Genomic DNA, 15705 nt, shown 5'->3' with positions numbered 1-15705 from the left:
CACCCTCCCCGCGGACTGTTGCCGACGTGCGCAAGTATGCCTCATTTGGACCTGATCTCCATACGTCCTTACATACGGACAAAATGGGATCCCGGCCGTCGTGGCGGCGTGCGGCACCCGTGAAAATCCTGTGGATGCGGTGTCGGTGGGGCCCCTTATGCTGCACCGGACGATCACGCGGACCAGGGGAGGGCGCGGCATGTTCGGCAGGCTGTTCGGCGGGGGAGCGCGGAGACCGGAGGCCGGTCCGCACGCCCTGCCCGCGGCTCGGCGGCGCGGGAACGGGACGTACGCACTGCGCGCACTCGGCGACCGGCGGGTGCTCGCGCTGGTGGAAGCGGCCGACGCCGGGGACTGGGAGGCGGTCAAGGCGGCCGCGGCCCCCTTCGACCTCGGCCGCGACCACGCGGTCCTCGTCGAACTCGCCGAACTGGACGGTGTGCAGGACTGGATCGGCCGCGCCGTCGAGGAGGAGAAGGAGCACCGGGCGACGGCCCTGCTCATCTCCGGTGCCCGGCACGTGAGCTGGGGCTGGGAGGCGCGCACCACCGCCCGTGCCGTGCACGTCACCCAGGAGCAGTGGCGGGTCTTCCACGAGCGTCTCGGCATCGCCGAGGAACAGCTCCTGCTGGCCGCCGAACTGCGGCCGGACTGGATCACTCCCTGGCGCCGCCTGCTCACCTCCGCCCGCGGCATGTCGCTGGACCACGCCGTGAAGGAGACCCGGCTCGACGCCGCCCTGCGCCGCGACCCGCTGGACCTGGAGAGTCACGTCGAGTGGGTGCACCAACTGCAGCCCCGCTGGGGAGGCGAGCCCGGTCAGGCCCTCCGGTTCGCCCGCGACGCGCTCGCCCGCGCCCCCGAGGGGCACCGCCTCGGCTGCGTGATCGCCCAGGCCCACATCGAGGAGTGGGTGGAATCGGGCGGCAAGGGCCACCTGGACGACCCCGCCGTGCAGGCCGAGTTGAGGGAGGCGGCCCGCCACAGCATCCTCCACCCCGCCCACGAGCGGCAGCCGGGCTGGCAGAAGGACTTCAACACCTTCGCCATGGCCCTGTCCCTGTCCCGTGAGCGCTTCGTGGCCCCGCGCGTCTACCACGAACTGGACGGCGCCTGCACCACCTGGCCCTGGACGTACCTGGGGCAGCCCGAGAGGGCGTACGCCCGCTTCCGGCGCCGTGCCTGAGCCCCGCCACCGCCCGTCACCCCTCCGACACCCCCGGACCGACCCATGACACCGCCCGACGCCACGGCCAAAGCCGACCGCACCTTCCAGGTGGACCTGCGCGGCCTCGTCGACCTCCTCTCCCACCATCTCTACTCCAGCCCCCGCGTCTATCTGCGCGAACTCCTGCAGAACGCCGTGGACGCGCTCACCGCCCGGCACGGCCTCGAACCGGCCGCACCCGCGGGCGCCTTCGGCATCCGTCTGTACGCCGACGGCTCGGCCGTGCGCGTCGAGGACGACGGCGTCGGCCTCACCGAGGCCGACGTGCACTCCTTCCTCGCCACCATCGGCCGCAGCAGCAAGCGCGCGGACCGGATCGCGGAGCAACGCGGCGACTTCATCGGCCAGTTCGGCATCGGCCTGCTCTCCTGTTTCCTCGTCGCCGACGAGATCCACGTGCTGAGCCGCTCCGCCCGGGTTCCCGGCGCACCCGCAGTCGAGTGGCGCGGACGGGGCGACGGCAGCTACACCGTCCGCACCCTGCCCGCCTCCGCCCGCCCCGGGCCCGGCACCACCGTCACCCTGACCCCGCGCGCCGACGCCGGCGAATGGACCCGGCCCGCGCAGGTCCACGCGCTGGCCCGGCACTTCGGCTCCCTGCTGCGCCACCCCGTGACCTTCGAGGACGCCACCGGATCCCCCGTCCCCGTCAACCCCGAGCCCGCGCCCTGGGCCCGCACCCAGCCCACACCCGGTGCCAGGGCCCGCGAGCTGTCCGCGTACGGCGAGGAGGTCTTCGGGTTCACCCCGCTGGCCACCATCGAACTGGACCTGCCCGCCGTGGGCCTGAAGGGCATCGCGTGCGTCCTGCCCGAGGCGGTGCCCGCCGGACGCCGCCACGGCCACCGCGTGCACGTCAAGGGCATGCTGCTGTCCGAACAGGCCGAGGAGATCCTGCCCGAGTGGGCGTTCTTCGTCCGCTGCGTCGTCGACGCCGAGAGCCTGCGCCCCACCGCGTCCCGCGAGTCGCTGTACGAGGACGACACCCTCGCCGCCGTCCGCGACGCCCTCGCCGAACGGCTGCGTGACTGGATCTCCCGGGCCGCCGCCAGCGACCCCGACCTGCTCGCCCGCTTCCTGCACGCCCACCACCTGGCCGTGAAGTCGCTCGCCGTGCACGACGACGAGATCCTGCGGATGCTGCTGCCCTGGCTGCCGTTCGAGACCACCGACGGGCGTTGCACCCTCGACGAGTTCGCCCGCGGCCACCGCACCGTGCTGGTGACGTCCAGCGTGGAGGAGTTCCGCCAGATCGCCGCCATCGCGTCCGCCGCCGGGCTCGGCGTCGTCAACGGCGGCTACACCTACGACCGCGACCTGGTCCACCGGCTGCCCGAGATCCGGCCCGAGGTCAGCGTCGCCGACCTCGACCCGGCCACCCTCACCGCCCACCTCGACCCCGTCGACCGGGAGACGGAACTGGCCGCCGCGGCCTATCTCGCCCTCGCCCGCGACGCGCTCGCCGTCTTCGACTGCGACGTCGCGCTGCGCACCTTCCAGCCCGCCTCCGCCCCCGCCCTCCTCGTCGACAGCCGCGACGCCCGGCACGAACGCACCCGCTCCCAGCTCGCCCGTGAGCAGGAGGGCGGCGTGTGGGGCGACATCCTCGGCGCCCTGCGCCAGGAGGCGCCGCGGGCCCAGCTCGTCCTCAACCAGCTCAACCCGCTGGTCCGCACCGCCGTCGCCATCGACGAACCCGAACTCGCCCGCACCAGCGCCGAAGCCCTCTACGGACAGGCCGCGCTGCTGTCGCGGCGCCCCCTCAGACCCGCCGAGTCGAGCCTGATCAACCGCTCCTTCCTCGACCTCCTCGCCCACGCCCTGCGCAAGGACCGCTGACGATGCCGACCGCACCCCAGACCACCGACGAGCTGTACCAGGCGCTCGAGGAGAACGACCGGCGCCCCTACGGCCGCACCCGCACCGTGACCGCCGAGGAACTCGTCGACGCAGCCGAGCGGTTCGGCGAACCCGTGCCCCTCGTCGATGCCCTCCTCGAACTGCAGGAGGCGTACACCTACGGTTCCGAGCCCCGTAAGTCGCCCGTCGTCTTCGCCCGGCTGCTCACCCTCTTCGACGAGCGGCCCGACGTCTTCGACGAGCGCATGCGCCACATGCTCTTCTGGCGGTTCAAGTGGGTGGCGAACGCCCTGCGCGCCCTGCCCGAGGTTCCCCTGCCCGCCGTGCGCCAGTGGCTGACGGAGATGCGCGACCGCTACGAGAAGGCCGGCCTGGACCTGCAGCCCTACTACGGGCAGGCGTACCAGCTCGCCGCCCACACGGGCGAGGACACCGCCCTCGCCTACGAGCTGTGGGCGGGCCGCACCCGCACCCCGCTCAGCGACTGCGAGGCCTGCGAGATCTGCGAACGCGCCCGCTACCACCTGGGCCGCGGCGACGACGAGCGGGCCCTGCGCGAGTGGGAGCCCGTCCTGGCGGGGAAGGAGTCCTGCCAGGAGGAGCCCGCCCGCTCCGTCTCGTACGCGCTGCTGCCCCTGGTGCGCACCGGCCGCACCGAACGGGCCCGCGAACTGCACCTCGCCGGGTACCGCGGCTGCCGCCGCAACCCCTCGATGGCCGGCGAGGTGGGCCGCCACCTCGAGTTCTGCGCGCTCACCGGCAACGAGGCCCGCGGTCTGGAACTGCTCGCCGAGAACCGCGGCCTGTTCGGCGAGGTCGACTCGCCGCAGGACCTGCTCGACTTCCTCACCGGCGTCGAGGTCCTGCTCCAGCGGGTCGAACTCCTCGGCCACGGCGACCTGCCCGCCGCCGGACCCGCGGGCCGCGCCTGGACCGTGGCCGCTCTGCGCGCCGAGGCGCGGCGCCGCGCCGACGACCTCGCCGCCCGCTTCGACGCCCGCAACGGCACCACCGCCCACACCGACCTCCGCGGGGCCCGCCTCGACCGCGCCCCGCTCCTCGACTCGCTGGAGCTGACCCTCCGCGCCCGGGCCCTCGACGACCTCGCGCCGGCCGCCCCGGTGGCGGCGCCCGCCGCCCCCGCGCCCGCCACCGCCGCCGAGTCCCTGCCCGAACTCGTCGCGCGGGCACGGGAGGCCGACGAGGAGGGCCACCCGGACGCCGAGGACCTCTGGGCCCGGCTGCGCACCCTCGTCACCGCCCCCGGCCACACCCACCCCGACGACCCCGCCGTCGGTCCGCCGGACCGGCTGCGCGCGGACCTGCTGAACGACGAGGCGGCCCGGGCGGGCGAGCGGGACGCCCACCGGGAGGCCGCGGCCCTCCACGAGGAGGCCGCCGCCCTCTACGACGCCGCCGGGGAGCCGGGCCACGCGGCCCTCTCGCGCGCCCGCGCCCTGCTCGCCACCGCCCGGCTCGCCGGAGAGGGATCCGGTGAGGGTTCCCGCGCCGCCGAGGCGACGACCGCCGCGCTGACCGCCGCGCACGCCTCGCTCGTCCGCCTGCACGAGGAGACACCCGGCCTCACCCCGTCCCAGGAGGCCCGCCTGCTGCGGCTGCGGGCGACGGCGCTCGGCCTGCGGATGCAGACGTCCGGCAGCGAGGAGCACGTCGCGCCCGTCCTCGCCGAGGTCGACCGGCTGGAGGCGTTCGCCACCCGGCACGGCATCGGCGCGCAGATCGCGGGCGCCCTGCTGCTGCGCGCCACCACCCGCGCCATGACCGGCGACCTGCCCGGCGCGCTCACCGAGACCGACCGCCTCCTCGGCCGGCTGAGGGAGCACGGCCCGGCCTGGCACCTGCCCCGCGCGCTGGCACTGCGCGGCCGGCTCCTGCTCGGCCGCGACGACGCCGAGGCCGCGCACACGGCCCTGGCGGAGGGACTGCGGCTGGCCGCCACCTGGCCGCCCCACGCCGTCGACGCCGCCCGCCTGCACACCGCCACGGCCGAGGCCTGCATGCACCTGGGCCGCCCCGAGGAGGCCCTCGGGCACCTGACGCGCTCGGCGGAGCTGGACCTGCGCCGCGGCAGCCGCCTCGACGCGTTCTGCACCTACAGCGACGCGGCCGGCCTCAGCCTCGACCTCGGCCGCGTCGAGGACTGCATCGCCCTGCTCGACTCCCTCCTGGCCGAACCCGGCGTCTCCGCCGGAGAGCCCGACGAACGGCTCGTCGCCCAACTCCGCCTCACCCGCGCCCGCGCCCTGCACGCGGGCGAGGACATCAAGGCCGCCACGGCGGAGTTCGTCGCCCTCGCCGCCGAGTCGGCCCGCTGGGGCGACGACCCGGGCAGCCACGCCATGATCGCCGCGGAGACGGCGGTGCTCCTCGCCGAGTCGGGCGAGTTCGGCCGGGCCCGCGAGGCGGCGGACCAGGCACTGGCCGCCCACGCCCGCTCCCCGCGCTACGAGCAGCTCAGCGACTGCCTGCGCGAACTCGCCCGTCTCCAGGCCCGGCGGGAGGGCCCCGACGGTCTCGCCGACGCCCTCGCCTTCCTCGCCGACGCCGGCCGGATCGCCGACGAGGCCCGCGCCGCCGCGTACGAGGCCCACGGCCGGTCCCTGGACACGGCGCTGGCCTATGAGCACGGCAGGGTCCGCGCCTACGCCGGTGCGTACGAGGAGTCCCTCGCCGCCCTGGAGGAGGCACTCGCCCTGCTCGGTGAGCCGGGACCGGAACAGGGCAGCGCCGAGGAGTGGGCCGAGTGCGTCCGTCTCGCGGGCGCCGTGGAGGGCATCTACCTGGAACGCACCGCGCCCGCCCTCGCCCGCCTCGACGCGGCCGTCTCCCGGCTGACCGCCCTGGGACACACGGAGGAGGCCGGATCCCTGACCTCCCTGGTGGCCCGGCTGCGCGAGGAGTGACCCCGCGGACGGTGGCCGGCCTCTTCCCGGGTGCGGGCCGGGGCGGTCACCCGACGTGCGCCCGCCCCGCCACCGGGCCGGTCACCGGTCGCCGGCCGGGGCGGGCTGGAACGCGATCGCGATCACGTCGTCGCCCAGGGCGGGTGTCCAGCGGACGAGGTCGTCCCTGACGAAGGTGATCAGTTCGGTGGGGGAGACCGGCCGCGCCCCGCTGTTGCAGTGGCTCTGGAGCCGGTCGCGCAGCGGGTAGAAGGCGCCGGTGCCGTCGCGCGCCTCGGTCACGCCGTCGGAGTAGGCGACCAGGATGTCCCCGGGGTCCAGCCCGAGGGTCGTGACGCGCGGTGCGTCGAGCAGCAGATCGGCCATGCCCAGCGGCAGGCTGTGCTCGGTCTCCACGACCGAGGTCGTGTCGCGCCGGATGACCAGCAGGGGCTGATGGCCGCGGTCGAGGATCCGTACGCTGCTCGCGTCCGGGGAGAACTCCAGCAGGACGGCGGTGGTGAACAGCTCGTCCGTCAGCGACTGCGCGGGAGCGGCGGCGACCTTGTCGCCGAGCGGCTCCAGCGGGGGATGGTCGCGGTCCATCTGCAGGGCCACGTCGATCCGGTCCGCCACCTGGGTGAGCGACGGATGGATCAGTGCCGCCTCCTGGAAGCTCGAGATCACCGTGGCCACGGTCTGCGTCGCGGCGACGCCCTTGCCCTTGACGTCCCCGATGATCACGCGGATGCCGAACGGTGTGTCGCGGACGCTGTAGAGGTCCCCGCCGATGAGCGCCTCGTCGTCGGCGGCCCGGTAGAAGCCGGCCATCCGTAACGGGCCGATCCTCGCGGGCAGGGGGCGCAGCAGGGCCAGTTGCACGGCCTCGGCGACGGCCTGCACGTGGCGGAAGCGGCTCTCGGACCGCCGGCGCACGATGCACAGGGCCATGGACAGCAGCGTCACGGAGGCCAGCACGATCAGCGACGTGATCGTCTGGGGGCCGATGTAGTCCTCGATCTCGTTGGCGAGGGCGAGCAGGACGCACCCGGCGGCGCCGGTGGCCGCGACACCGATCGGAGGGTAGGTGAACAGGGCGAGGACCACCGAGGCCGACAGCAGCGGCCCGAAGGAGTAACGCGACGGCGTCGCGTGGTCGAGCGCCAGCGTCAGCAGGATCAGGGCGGGCGGCACCCAGCGCAGCCAGCGCGGCGGCCACGGATGCTCCTCGGCCCATCGCCTGTGCTCCACAGCGGCCCGCCCGGCACCCACAGCCGTCACTCCCTTCCCGCCGAGCGCCCCCGGTCCGGGACCCTCCGGCGAGCATCATGCACGAGCGGACGCGCCCCGGACGGCACCAACCCACGGCGCGGCGGTCACGGGTACTCCGGGCCCGTCACCGGGACCGGAGAGTGCCGCCGCCGTCCGGTGTCCCCGGGAGGCGGGGCCGTGCGGGCCGCCTCACACGCGGGCCCGTGCCAGCAGGCGCAGCCCGCCGGTCAGTTCGCGCATGCAGCGCACCATGAGCTCGGCCGGGGAGGCCGCCTCGCCGTCCTCGGCGTCCGCCAGGGCCCAGGTCTCCAGCGCCACGCGGATCGCGTCGGTCGCGGCCGCGGCGACCAGGCGTACCTCCAGCGGATCGGCCTCCGGTCCCGCCAGGCGTGTGAGGATCGGCAGGAGCCGCTCCTCCGACTCCTGGTTCACCCGGTACCAGACGGCCCGCAGCGCGGCATCGTTGCGGGCCGCCCGCAGCAGCCCGCGGGTCCAGCGCAGTCCCTCGTCCTCCCGCGCCGCGCCCGGAAGCCTCAGGGAGGCGACCGCGGCGGCCTCCAGCGCCTGGGCGAGCGGCGTCCGCGTGCCGCTGTCGGCGAGCAGCGCCCGCCAGTGGTCACCGCCGGACGACAGCAGCGGTCCGACCGCGTCCTGCTTGCTGCGGAAGTACCGGTAGAAGGTGCGCAGCGCCACACCCGCCCGGTCCGCGATCTCCTCCGCCGTCGTGCCGTCGGGTCCCTTCTCGGTGAACAGCTCGGCCGCGGCCCGGGCGATGTCGAGCTGGGTCGCCGCCTTGCGACGCTCGGTCAGGGAGGGCGGGGCGGAGCGGGACGGCCGGGACTCAGTCATGGGCAAATCGTACGCGGCCGCCCTTTGGTCAGGCACGTTGCGCCTCGATGTCAAAACGTGCCACCCAGGCGTACAGTGGACAGGCCGCGGCGGTGCCGCGGCACCGCACACCCAGTAGGGAGAACACCGTGAACCGCTTCGAAGGACGTCGCGCACTGATCACCGGCGGCGGCTCGGGCATCGGTCAGGCCACCGTGCTGCGCATCCTGGCCGAGGGAGGCCGGGTGGTGGCCGCGGACGTGAGCGAGAGGGGGCTCGAGGACACGCGCGCCAAGGCGGGCGCCGACGCCGGGCGGCTGACCACGCTGACCGTCGACATCTCCGACGAGACGTCCGTACGCGAGGGCGTCGCCTCCGCCCTCGCCACCCTCGGCGGCCTGGACGTCCTGGTCAACGCGGCCGGCATCCTGCGCTCCTCGCACACCCACACCACGTCCCTCGCCGACTTCACCCGCGTGATCTCGGTGAACCTGACCGGCACCTTCCTGATGATCCGCGAGGCGATACCGGCGCTCCTGGAGGGCGACGCCCCGGCCGTCGTCAACTTCAGCTCGACCTCGGCGATGTTCGCTCACCCGTACATGGCGGCCTACGCGGCCAGCAAGGGCGGCATCCAGTCCATGACCCACGCGCTGGCGGCCGAGTACAGCAAGCAGGGCATCCGGTTCACCTCCGTGCAGCCCGGCTCCATCTCCTCCGGCATGACCGACGGGTCCGGCCAGAGCAAGCAGAGCCAGGGCCCCGGCCTGCCCGAGGACACCGACTGGAGCCTGTACGCCAAGCTGGCCCCCGCGCTCGGCGAGGGGTTCGCCGGACCGGAGGCCGTGGCCGGTGTCGTCGCCATGCTGGCCTCCGAGGACGGCAAGTTCATCACCGGCACCGAGGTCCGCATCGACGGCGGTACCCACTACTGAGCGGACCCCACCGCCCAGGGACCCGGTGACCCCCGCCCTCCCGCGACACCCGCGAGCCGCCGGCACCGTTCGGCGGCTTTCGCACGAGGGGAGGGCCGCCGCGCCCCGGGCGGCGGATCAGGCGCGGACCTGTCCCCGTTCGAAGTACTCCACCAGGTCCGCGTCGAGCGGAGCCACACTGCGGGGGGTGCCCCGGTCGCGGAGGGAGTCCGTGGCCCGGACGCCCGCCGCCACCGCCATCCGGGCCGCCACCGGCGAGGTGTCCGTGCGTCCGCCCTGGCGGACGAACCGCAGGAACTCGTCCACCAGCAGCGGATCCGCCCCGCCGTGACCCGCCTCGTCCTCGGCGGCCGGGACCTCGTGCACCTCGTCCGCCTCCGGGCGGTACCCGGAGCGGCGGGTGTTCCACACCTTGACGCAACCACCGGGCCCGTCACCGAAGTTCTCCAGCCGGCCCGCGTCGCCGATGACGGTGTAGTTGCGCCAGTAGTCGGGAGTGAAGTGGCACTGCTGGTAGGCGGCCAGCACACCGTTGTCCAGTCGCATGTTGAGCAGTGAGACGTCCTCCACGTCGATCACGGGGTTCAGCGCCCGCTGGGTGTGCGGCGGCCAGTGGCCGTCCCTCGTGTACCAGTCGTCGGCCTTCGGCTCACCGGGCTCGCGGCGGTGCGGATTGCCGCCGTACACCATCAGGTCGCCGAGCGCCTGGACGTCCCGCGCGTAGCCGCCGGCCAGCCAGTGCAGCACGTCGATGTCATGGGCGGCCTTCTGCAGCAGCAGCCCGGTGGTGCAACGCCGTTCCGCGTGCCAGTCCTTGAAGTACCAGTCGCCGCCGTAGCCGACGAAGTGCCGCACCCACACGGTCTTGACCTCGCCGACGGCGCCGCGCCGCACCAGGTCGCGCATCAGCCGCACCACCGGCATGTGACGCATGTTGTGGCCGATGTACAGCCGGGTCCCGGTCTCGTACGCCGTACGCAGGATGGTGTCGCAGCGTTCGACGCTGATGTCGAGCGGTTTCTCGACGAAGACGGGCCTGCCCGCGCGCAGCGCCTCGCAGGCCAGGTCGGCGTGGGTGTGGTCGGGGGTGAGGACCAGCACCGCGTCGATGCCGGGGTCCCCGATCACCTCGCGGTGGTCGGGGGTCGTGCGTGCCCCGGGGAAGGCCGCGGCCGCCTCCGCGCGGGCCCGGGGATCCGGGTCCGCCAGTGCGGTGACGCGGGCGCCGGAGCCGGGCCGGTGGGCGGTGCGGGCCAGCGAGCCGCGCAGCCCGTAGCCGAGCACGCCGATGCGGAGGTCGGTCATGGGTCTTCCTTCGTTCGGCGGGCCGGTCAGGAGTGGACGAGGACCTGGGAGAGGGCCACCCGTCCGCTGCCGGACACCGCGATCCTCACGGTGCGGGTCGTGCTGTCCAGGTCCAGCACGGTCGGGCGCAGCGCCTTCCCGTCGACGTGGACCGTCTTGTCGTCCGTGACGACGTCGAACCCCGCGGTGGTCATCGAGGCGTTGTTCCAGATCTCGACGCGCCGGACCCGGTGGGTGTCGCCGAGGTCCACCTGCCACCAGGCGCCCGGCCCGGACAGGGTGCGGGTGTCCGTGGTGGTGTCGCCGTCCAGGGCCAGCTCCGCGCCGCCGGTCCCGTCGGTCGAGGACTGGGTGGCCGTCCCCGCGCGGGCCAGGTCGGTGCGCAGCAGCTCGACCGGTCCGCCGTGGGCGCCGGCCCGGGCGGCGACGGCGATCGCCTCGGCCGGCAGCCGGTCGAGGCCGGTGAGGTTGTCCGTCATGGTCGAGCCCCGCCCCGCCGGCTCGGGCGCGGCGGTGTCCGTCCAGTTGTACCGGGCCGTGTTCTCGATGCCGTAGTCCGCCCAGTTGGACACCCACTTGTAGCCGACGCGGGTGATGACGTTCTTCTCGACGAGGATGTGCGAGGACTGCTCGTCGAGGTAGACGCCGTTGCCGTCGCGCTCGGTGTTGCCGAACGCGGAGCGGTTGACGTAGTTCCCCGAGACGACCGTGCCCGGCTGTGCCCCCTGCGTGTAGATCGCGCCGCCGTCGTGCTGTCCGTACGCGACCTCCATCACGTCGGTGATCCGGTTGGCCGTCACCCTGTTGTCGCGCAGGACGGAGACCTGTGCCTCGGGCTGGTTCCAGCCCCAGCCGACGGAGATCCCGGAGTAGGGGAGGTGACTGAGGGTGTTGTGCTCGACGGCGAGTTCCGCCTCGTAGCCCGCCCAGATGCCCACGGAGTCGGTGTACTCCACGCCGGTGCGGCTGATCGTGTTGTACGCGACCGTGTTCCGCTCACCCGCGAGCGCCTGCCCGGGCATCGGCTCGGTGTCCCCGACGTAGACCGCGCCCGACGAGAGGTCGCTGAAGGACGACCGGGTCAGGGAGCTGTCCTTCGTGCCGGCCTCCAGGACCGCCCCGGCGCCGCCGAGCCGGCTGAACCGGGCCCCGTCGACCCGGACGCGCTGCCCGCCGCGCACGGTCAGGGCGGCCGCCGGCTTGGTGTAGTGGCGGCCCGCTTGGTCGACGGGACCGGTGGCACCGGTCAGGGTGAGGCCGGCCTGGGTGCCCGCGTAGCCCTCGTCGGTGTCCGGCCGGCGGTAGGCGGCGTACGCGAAGCCGATGCCGCTGACGGTGAGGTCGTGGGCGCCGTCGAGGACGAGGAGTTGCTCCGTGTGCGGGGTGACGGCCGTGGCGCCGCGCATGTCCTCGCCCCGGCGCGGCAGGTAGGTGAGGGTGCGCTCTCCGGAGTCCCACACGAACTCGCCCGGTTCGTCCAGGAGTTCGCGGGCGTTCTCGAAGAAGGCGACGCCGCTGTAGCGGGTGGAGTCGACCGTCGTGGAGTCCCAGGCGGGACCGGTACGGCCGGTGCCGCTGGAGGAGTTGGTCCAGCAGGGCTGGGCGAAGGTCATCAGGTCGCCGCTCACGCCGGTGATCCGGCAGTGGTAGTTGCGCCAGCGGATCCGGATGACGGCCTCGGCGTCGGTGGGGCGCCGCCACGTCGCGATCCCGGTGGCGTCCGCGCCCGTCATGCCGGCCCCGGTGGCGTCGCACACGGTGGGCGCACAGGCCTCACCGCGGGCGCGGACGGCGCGCCGCCCGTCGACGAAGAGCTGGCGGGGCACGACTCCGGGCGGCACGTCGGCGCTCCAGGTCCCGTCGCCGTTGGGCGCCCAGCCGGTGAGGGTCCGGCCGCCGGACAGGACGGGCCGTGCGCCGGGGGCCGCCGTCCAGGTGACGGTGCGGTCCGGCCCGCCGGAGTCGGCGGCGCCCAGGCGGAGCGGTGCGGTGAGCCGGTACGTGCCGTCCTGGAGCACGACGCGGACGTCGCGGCCGGTGTCGGCGCGGGCCGCGTCCCGGGCGCCCTCCAGGGCGCAGGGACGGGAGGCGGTGCAGGAGGTGCCGGTGCCGTCCGGGGCCGCGTACAGCGTGCGGGGCTGCGGGGCGGCCTCGGCCGCGGGCGCGGTCCACAGGGCGGTCAGGGCGGTCGCGCAGGCGGCCGTCAGCCGCAGGATCCTCGCCGTGGAGTTCACGCGTCCGCCCTCCAGTCCGGGTGGCCGGGCATGGGCGGATTGACGGCACCGAACAGCCAGTCGCGCAGGAAGCCGTCGAGGGAACGGTCACCGGTGACGTCCACGGCGTGGCCGATGAAGTCGTTGCTGGAGACGTTGCGGTCCTTGAACCGCTCGGGCCAGATCCGCATCACGCGGTCGAACGCGCGGTCGCCGATCCGCCGGCGCAGCGCGTACAGGACGAGCGCGCCCCCGTCGTAGATGTTGGTGCCGCCGAGGGCCCTGGGTAGTCCGGGCGGGCCGTCCTTGGCGCGGACGGCGTCGAGCCTGCCGTAGGTCGCCTTCATCTTGTCGGTGAGGACCGACCAGCCGCGTTCCTCGCCGTAGAGGGCGGCGTAGTAGACGGCGGGGCCCTCGTTGAGCCACGCCTGCTGCCAGTCGGCGGGGGTGACCAAGTCGCCGAACCACTGGTGGACCAGCTCGTGGACCATGGTGGTCTCGTACGTGGGGCGGCCGGTCGCGTTCGGTCTGAACCAGTTGGTGGAGAACAGGGAGAGGGTCTGGTTCTCCAGCGCGTCGGTGTATCCGTCGTAGATGTGGACGCCGTAGACGGAGAACGGGTACCGGCCGAACTTCGCCTCCAGCCAGGCCAGATGGTCGGCGGTGCGGGCGACGACCGGGGCGAACTCGTCCTCCCTGCCCTGCGGGACGACGTGCCGCAGCGGGAGTCCCCGGTGGCTGGTCCCGTAGAGGTAGGTGCCCTTGACGACGGCGATGCCGATGAGTTCGGTCGCCATCCGCTCGCGCAGGCCGAAGTGCCAGACGGTGGAGCCGTCCGGGCCCGGGGTCTTGTGCAGCAACTCGCCGTTGGCGGTGGCGACGAAGCCCTGGGGCGCGCTGATGTGGAAGGTCCAGGTGGCCTTGTCGGAGGGCGTGTCGTTGCAGGGCAGGAAGGTGTCGGCGCGGGAGGACTGCGCCGCGGAGGCGAAGCCGCCGTCGCTGCCGAACCGCCAGCCGGTGAGGCCGAGCCGGGGCGCCTTGCCGTTGCCGTGGTAGCGGACCACGACCGTGAAGGGGCTGCCGTCGTGCAGCGGAACCGCGGGGGTGACGGTGAGTTCCTGACCGCTCCTGCCCGGTGCGATCGTCCACGGGGCGGGGGCGCCGTCCACGGTGACGGAGTCGATGGTGTGGCCGTCGGTGTCCAGGTTGAACGCGGACAGGTCCTGGGTGGCCTTGGCGTCGATCCGCACCGCGGCGGTGAAGTCGTAGGTGACCGGGGTGAAGTCGAAGGTCAGGTCGTAGTGGACGACCTGGTAGCCGCCGTTGCCGAGGGTCGGGAAGAGCGGGTCCCCGACGCCGTCGGAGCCGGGCGCCGGGTCGAAACCATGGGCGTGCGCAAAGGAGGGCGCGGCGAAGACCGGTACGGCCACGGCGGCGGCGAGCACGGCACCGCCATATCTGAGGGCGGAGCGTCGGGTCGTCACTTCTTCTCCTTCTGGACGGCTTCCTCGAACTCGCCCCGGGCCTTCTCCGCGCCCTTGGCGAGATAGTCCTTGACCAACTGGTCGTAGGCCGACATGGGCTTGCGGCCGGCGATGATGTCCTTGAGCCCGTCCTGCTTCAGCGTCAGCAGGCTGCCGCTGCCCCTGGAGTCCCAGGTGGGGGAGGAGTACTGGAGGGTGGGGGACTGCTCCATCATCGGGACCATCGTGCTGAGCGTCGCGTGCACATGGCGCACCCCTTCCTCGGAGTCGGCGCTGTAGACCGCGGGGACGGCGGACGCCATGAACTTCCAGGGGACGGTGACGTCCTGGCTGCCCTGCTCGGTGAGCGCGGGGTTGCCCTTGGCGTCGCGGGTGAAGTCGGTGCCCTCGACGCCGTAGTTGATCAGCGTGTATTCCAGGCTGCCGAACGGCGACGCCGCGAAGTCCGCGAGCGCCAGCACCTGCTCCACCCGTTCGGCCGACGCCTTGCGCACATGCGTGTTCTGCAGCTCGACGTTGTCCATCCAGGCGATGGCGTCCTCGCCGAACGGGACGAAGGGCCTCGGGTCGTACGAGGCGTCGATCGCCTTCATCGCGGCGACGTAGCCGACGCCCGGCGCCAGGTAGGTCGGCAGCCCGTCGTACACGTACGCGCCCTTGCCGTTCTTGAACATGTCCGTGTACTGCGCCTTCTGCGCCCCGGACATCTGGAGCGTGCCCGGGTAGAAGCAGCCCGCCTTGTAGAGCGCCCGGGCCGTCTCGACGGCGTGCCGGTACTCCGGCGTCTCCAGGTCGGCGGTGAACCTGCCGGTCTTCGCGTCGAGCCGCCAGAAGTGGGGCGCCCCGGCCGACATGGCGAGGACGTTGGTGACGCCCGCGATGATCGCGTACTGGTCCTTCGAGGGCCGGGTCAGCTCCTTGCACGCCTCCACGAACCGGTCCAGGCCGGTGATCTGGTCGAGGCTCGTGATGCCGATCTCCTCGAACAGGTCGTGCCGGTAGAACCCGGCGCCGCCGGTGCCGGTGCGGGCGATCGGGATGCCGTAGAGCCTGCCGCCGAAGATCGCGGCCTGCCACGCCGCCTTCGGTATCGCGGCGAGGTTCGGATACTTCGCGACCGCGTCGCCGGCGAGGAACGGGGTGAGGTCGGCGCACTTGGCCCGGAGGAAGGCGGCCTTGTTGTCGACGCCGCCGACCTCGGGGTACATGAAGAGGTCGGGCAGGCTGTCGCTGGCGACCATCGTGGAGAACTTGGTGCCGTAGTCGTCGGCGGGCACCGCGGTGATGTCCACCTTGCCGCCGAGCAGCTTCTCGATCTCCCGCCAGGCGGCGTTGCGGGAACGGCCGGGCGGGGGAGGGGAGAACGTCTCCAGCGTCGCGCTGACCGTGGACGCACCCTTCAGCGGGGCGCCCTTCGTGGCCCGCAGCGGCTTCGCCGGATAGCGGAAGTAGCCCTGCGGGACGCCCGCGGCGGTGCCGGGAAGGTCGGGGGCGAGGCCGATGTCGCGCACCGTGGTGCGGGGCAGCAGCGAGGCGCTCTTGGCCTCGGCCTTGGCCTGGGTGCCGCCGTCGCCGCAGGCGGCGAGCAGGGGAGAGGCGGTCAGCGCGAGACCGGCGCCCGCGCCCAGGCGCAGCAGTGCTCTGCGGTTGAGGGGAGTGGAGCTCGACACGGATATC

10 protein-coding genes are annotated in these 15705 nt (G+C 73.6%); 4 read left to right on the top strand and 6 right to left on the bottom strand.

The genetic code is table 11. From position 1 onward, the window contains the following. The first annotated feature begins 199 nt into the window (after nt 1-199). The 3 genes from ACH499_RS06965 to ACH499_RS06955 are packed head-to-tail and all read left to right on the top strand — an operon-like array spanning nt 200 to nt 6012. The gene (locus tag ACH499_RS06965) at nt 200-1186 is read left to right on the top strand and encodes a hypothetical protein (RefSeq protein WP_399014175.1); all 987 of its coding nucleotides are present in this window, start codon (nt 200-202) and stop codon (nt 1184-1186) included. A gap of 45 nt (nt 1187-1231) precedes the next feature. Then, nucleotides 1232-3067, top strand: a complete 1836-nt coding sequence (locus ACH499_RS06960) for an HSP90 family protein (RefSeq protein ID WP_399014174.1) — start codon at nt 1232-1234, stop codon at nt 3065-3067. Nucleotides 3068-3069: 2 nt separating this feature from the next. Continuing rightward, nucleotides 3070-6012, top strand: a complete 2943-nt coding sequence (locus ACH499_RS06955) for a hypothetical protein (protein WP_399014173.1) — start codon at nt 3070-3072, stop codon at nt 6010-6012. An 81-nt stretch (nt 6013-6093) separates the two neighbouring features. On the opposite strand, the gene ACH499_RS06950 is transcribed toward ACH499_RS06955, so the two are convergent. Together ACH499_RS06950 and ACH499_RS06945 are read right to left on the bottom strand one after the other, a co-directional pair. Then, entirely contained in the window at nt 6094-7242 is a 1149-nt protein-coding gene (locus ACH499_RS06950) for a PP2C family protein-serine/threonine phosphatase (RefSeq protein WP_399014172.1), read from the bottom strand. Between the two features lie 210 nt (nt 7243-7452). Then, on the bottom strand, nt 7453-8112 hold the full coding sequence (locus ACH499_RS06945) for a TetR family transcriptional regulator (protein ID WP_399014171.1): 660 nt from the start codon (nt 8110-8112) through the stop codon (nt 7453-7455). A 128-nt stretch (nt 8113-8240) separates the two neighbouring features. On the opposite strand from ACH499_RS06945, the gene ACH499_RS06940 reads away from it, so the two are divergent. Beyond that, nucleotides 8241-9026, top strand: a complete 786-nt coding sequence (locus tag ACH499_RS06940; RefSeq protein ID WP_356204991.1) for an SDR family NAD(P)-dependent oxidoreductase — start codon at nt 8241-8243, stop codon at nt 9024-9026. A gap of 117 nt (nt 9027-9143) precedes the next feature. On the opposite strand, the gene ACH499_RS06935 is transcribed toward ACH499_RS06940, so the two are convergent. Genes ACH499_RS06935 through ACH499_RS06920 form a run of 4 tightly spaced genes read right to left on the bottom strand, consistent with a single transcriptional unit; the run spans nt 9144 to nt 15698 of the window. Beyond that, a complete protein-coding gene (locus ACH499_RS06935; RefSeq protein WP_399014170.1) occupies nt 9144-10331 on the bottom strand; it encodes a Gfo/Idh/MocA family protein in 1188 nt (395 codons plus the stop codon). A gap of 26 nt (nt 10332-10357) precedes the next feature. Continuing rightward, the gene (locus ACH499_RS06930; RefSeq protein WP_399014169.1) at nt 10358-12565 is read right to left on the bottom strand and encodes a right-handed parallel beta-helix repeat-containing protein; all 2208 of its coding nucleotides are present in this window, start codon (nt 12563-12565) and stop codon (nt 10358-10360) included. Continuing rightward, the gene (locus ACH499_RS06925) at nt 12562-14028 is read right to left on the bottom strand and encodes a M1 family metallopeptidase (RefSeq protein WP_399014168.1); all 1467 of its coding nucleotides are present in this window, start codon (nt 14026-14028) and stop codon (nt 12562-12564) included. Before ACH499_RS06925 ends, ACH499_RS06930 begins: the two co-directional genes overlap by 4 nt. Next, nucleotides 14025-15698 carry an extracellular solute-binding protein gene (locus ACH499_RS06920; RefSeq protein WP_356204998.1) on the bottom strand — a complete coding sequence of 558 codons (1674 nt, stop codon included), beginning with the start codon at nt 15696-15698 and terminating at the stop codon, nt 14025-14027. The genes ACH499_RS06925 and ACH499_RS06920 overlap by 4 nt, the downstream gene beginning before the upstream one ends. Nucleotides 15699-15705 lie beyond the last annotated feature (7 nt).

The organism is Streptomyces sp. NPDC018947, from assembly GCF_044390505.1.
Classification (GTDB): Bacteria; Actinomycetota; Actinomycetes; order Streptomycetales; family Streptomycetaceae; genus Streptomyces.
The sequence above is the reverse complement of the archived record's forward strand: the minus strand, read 5'-3'. Positions and strand labels throughout refer to the sequence as shown.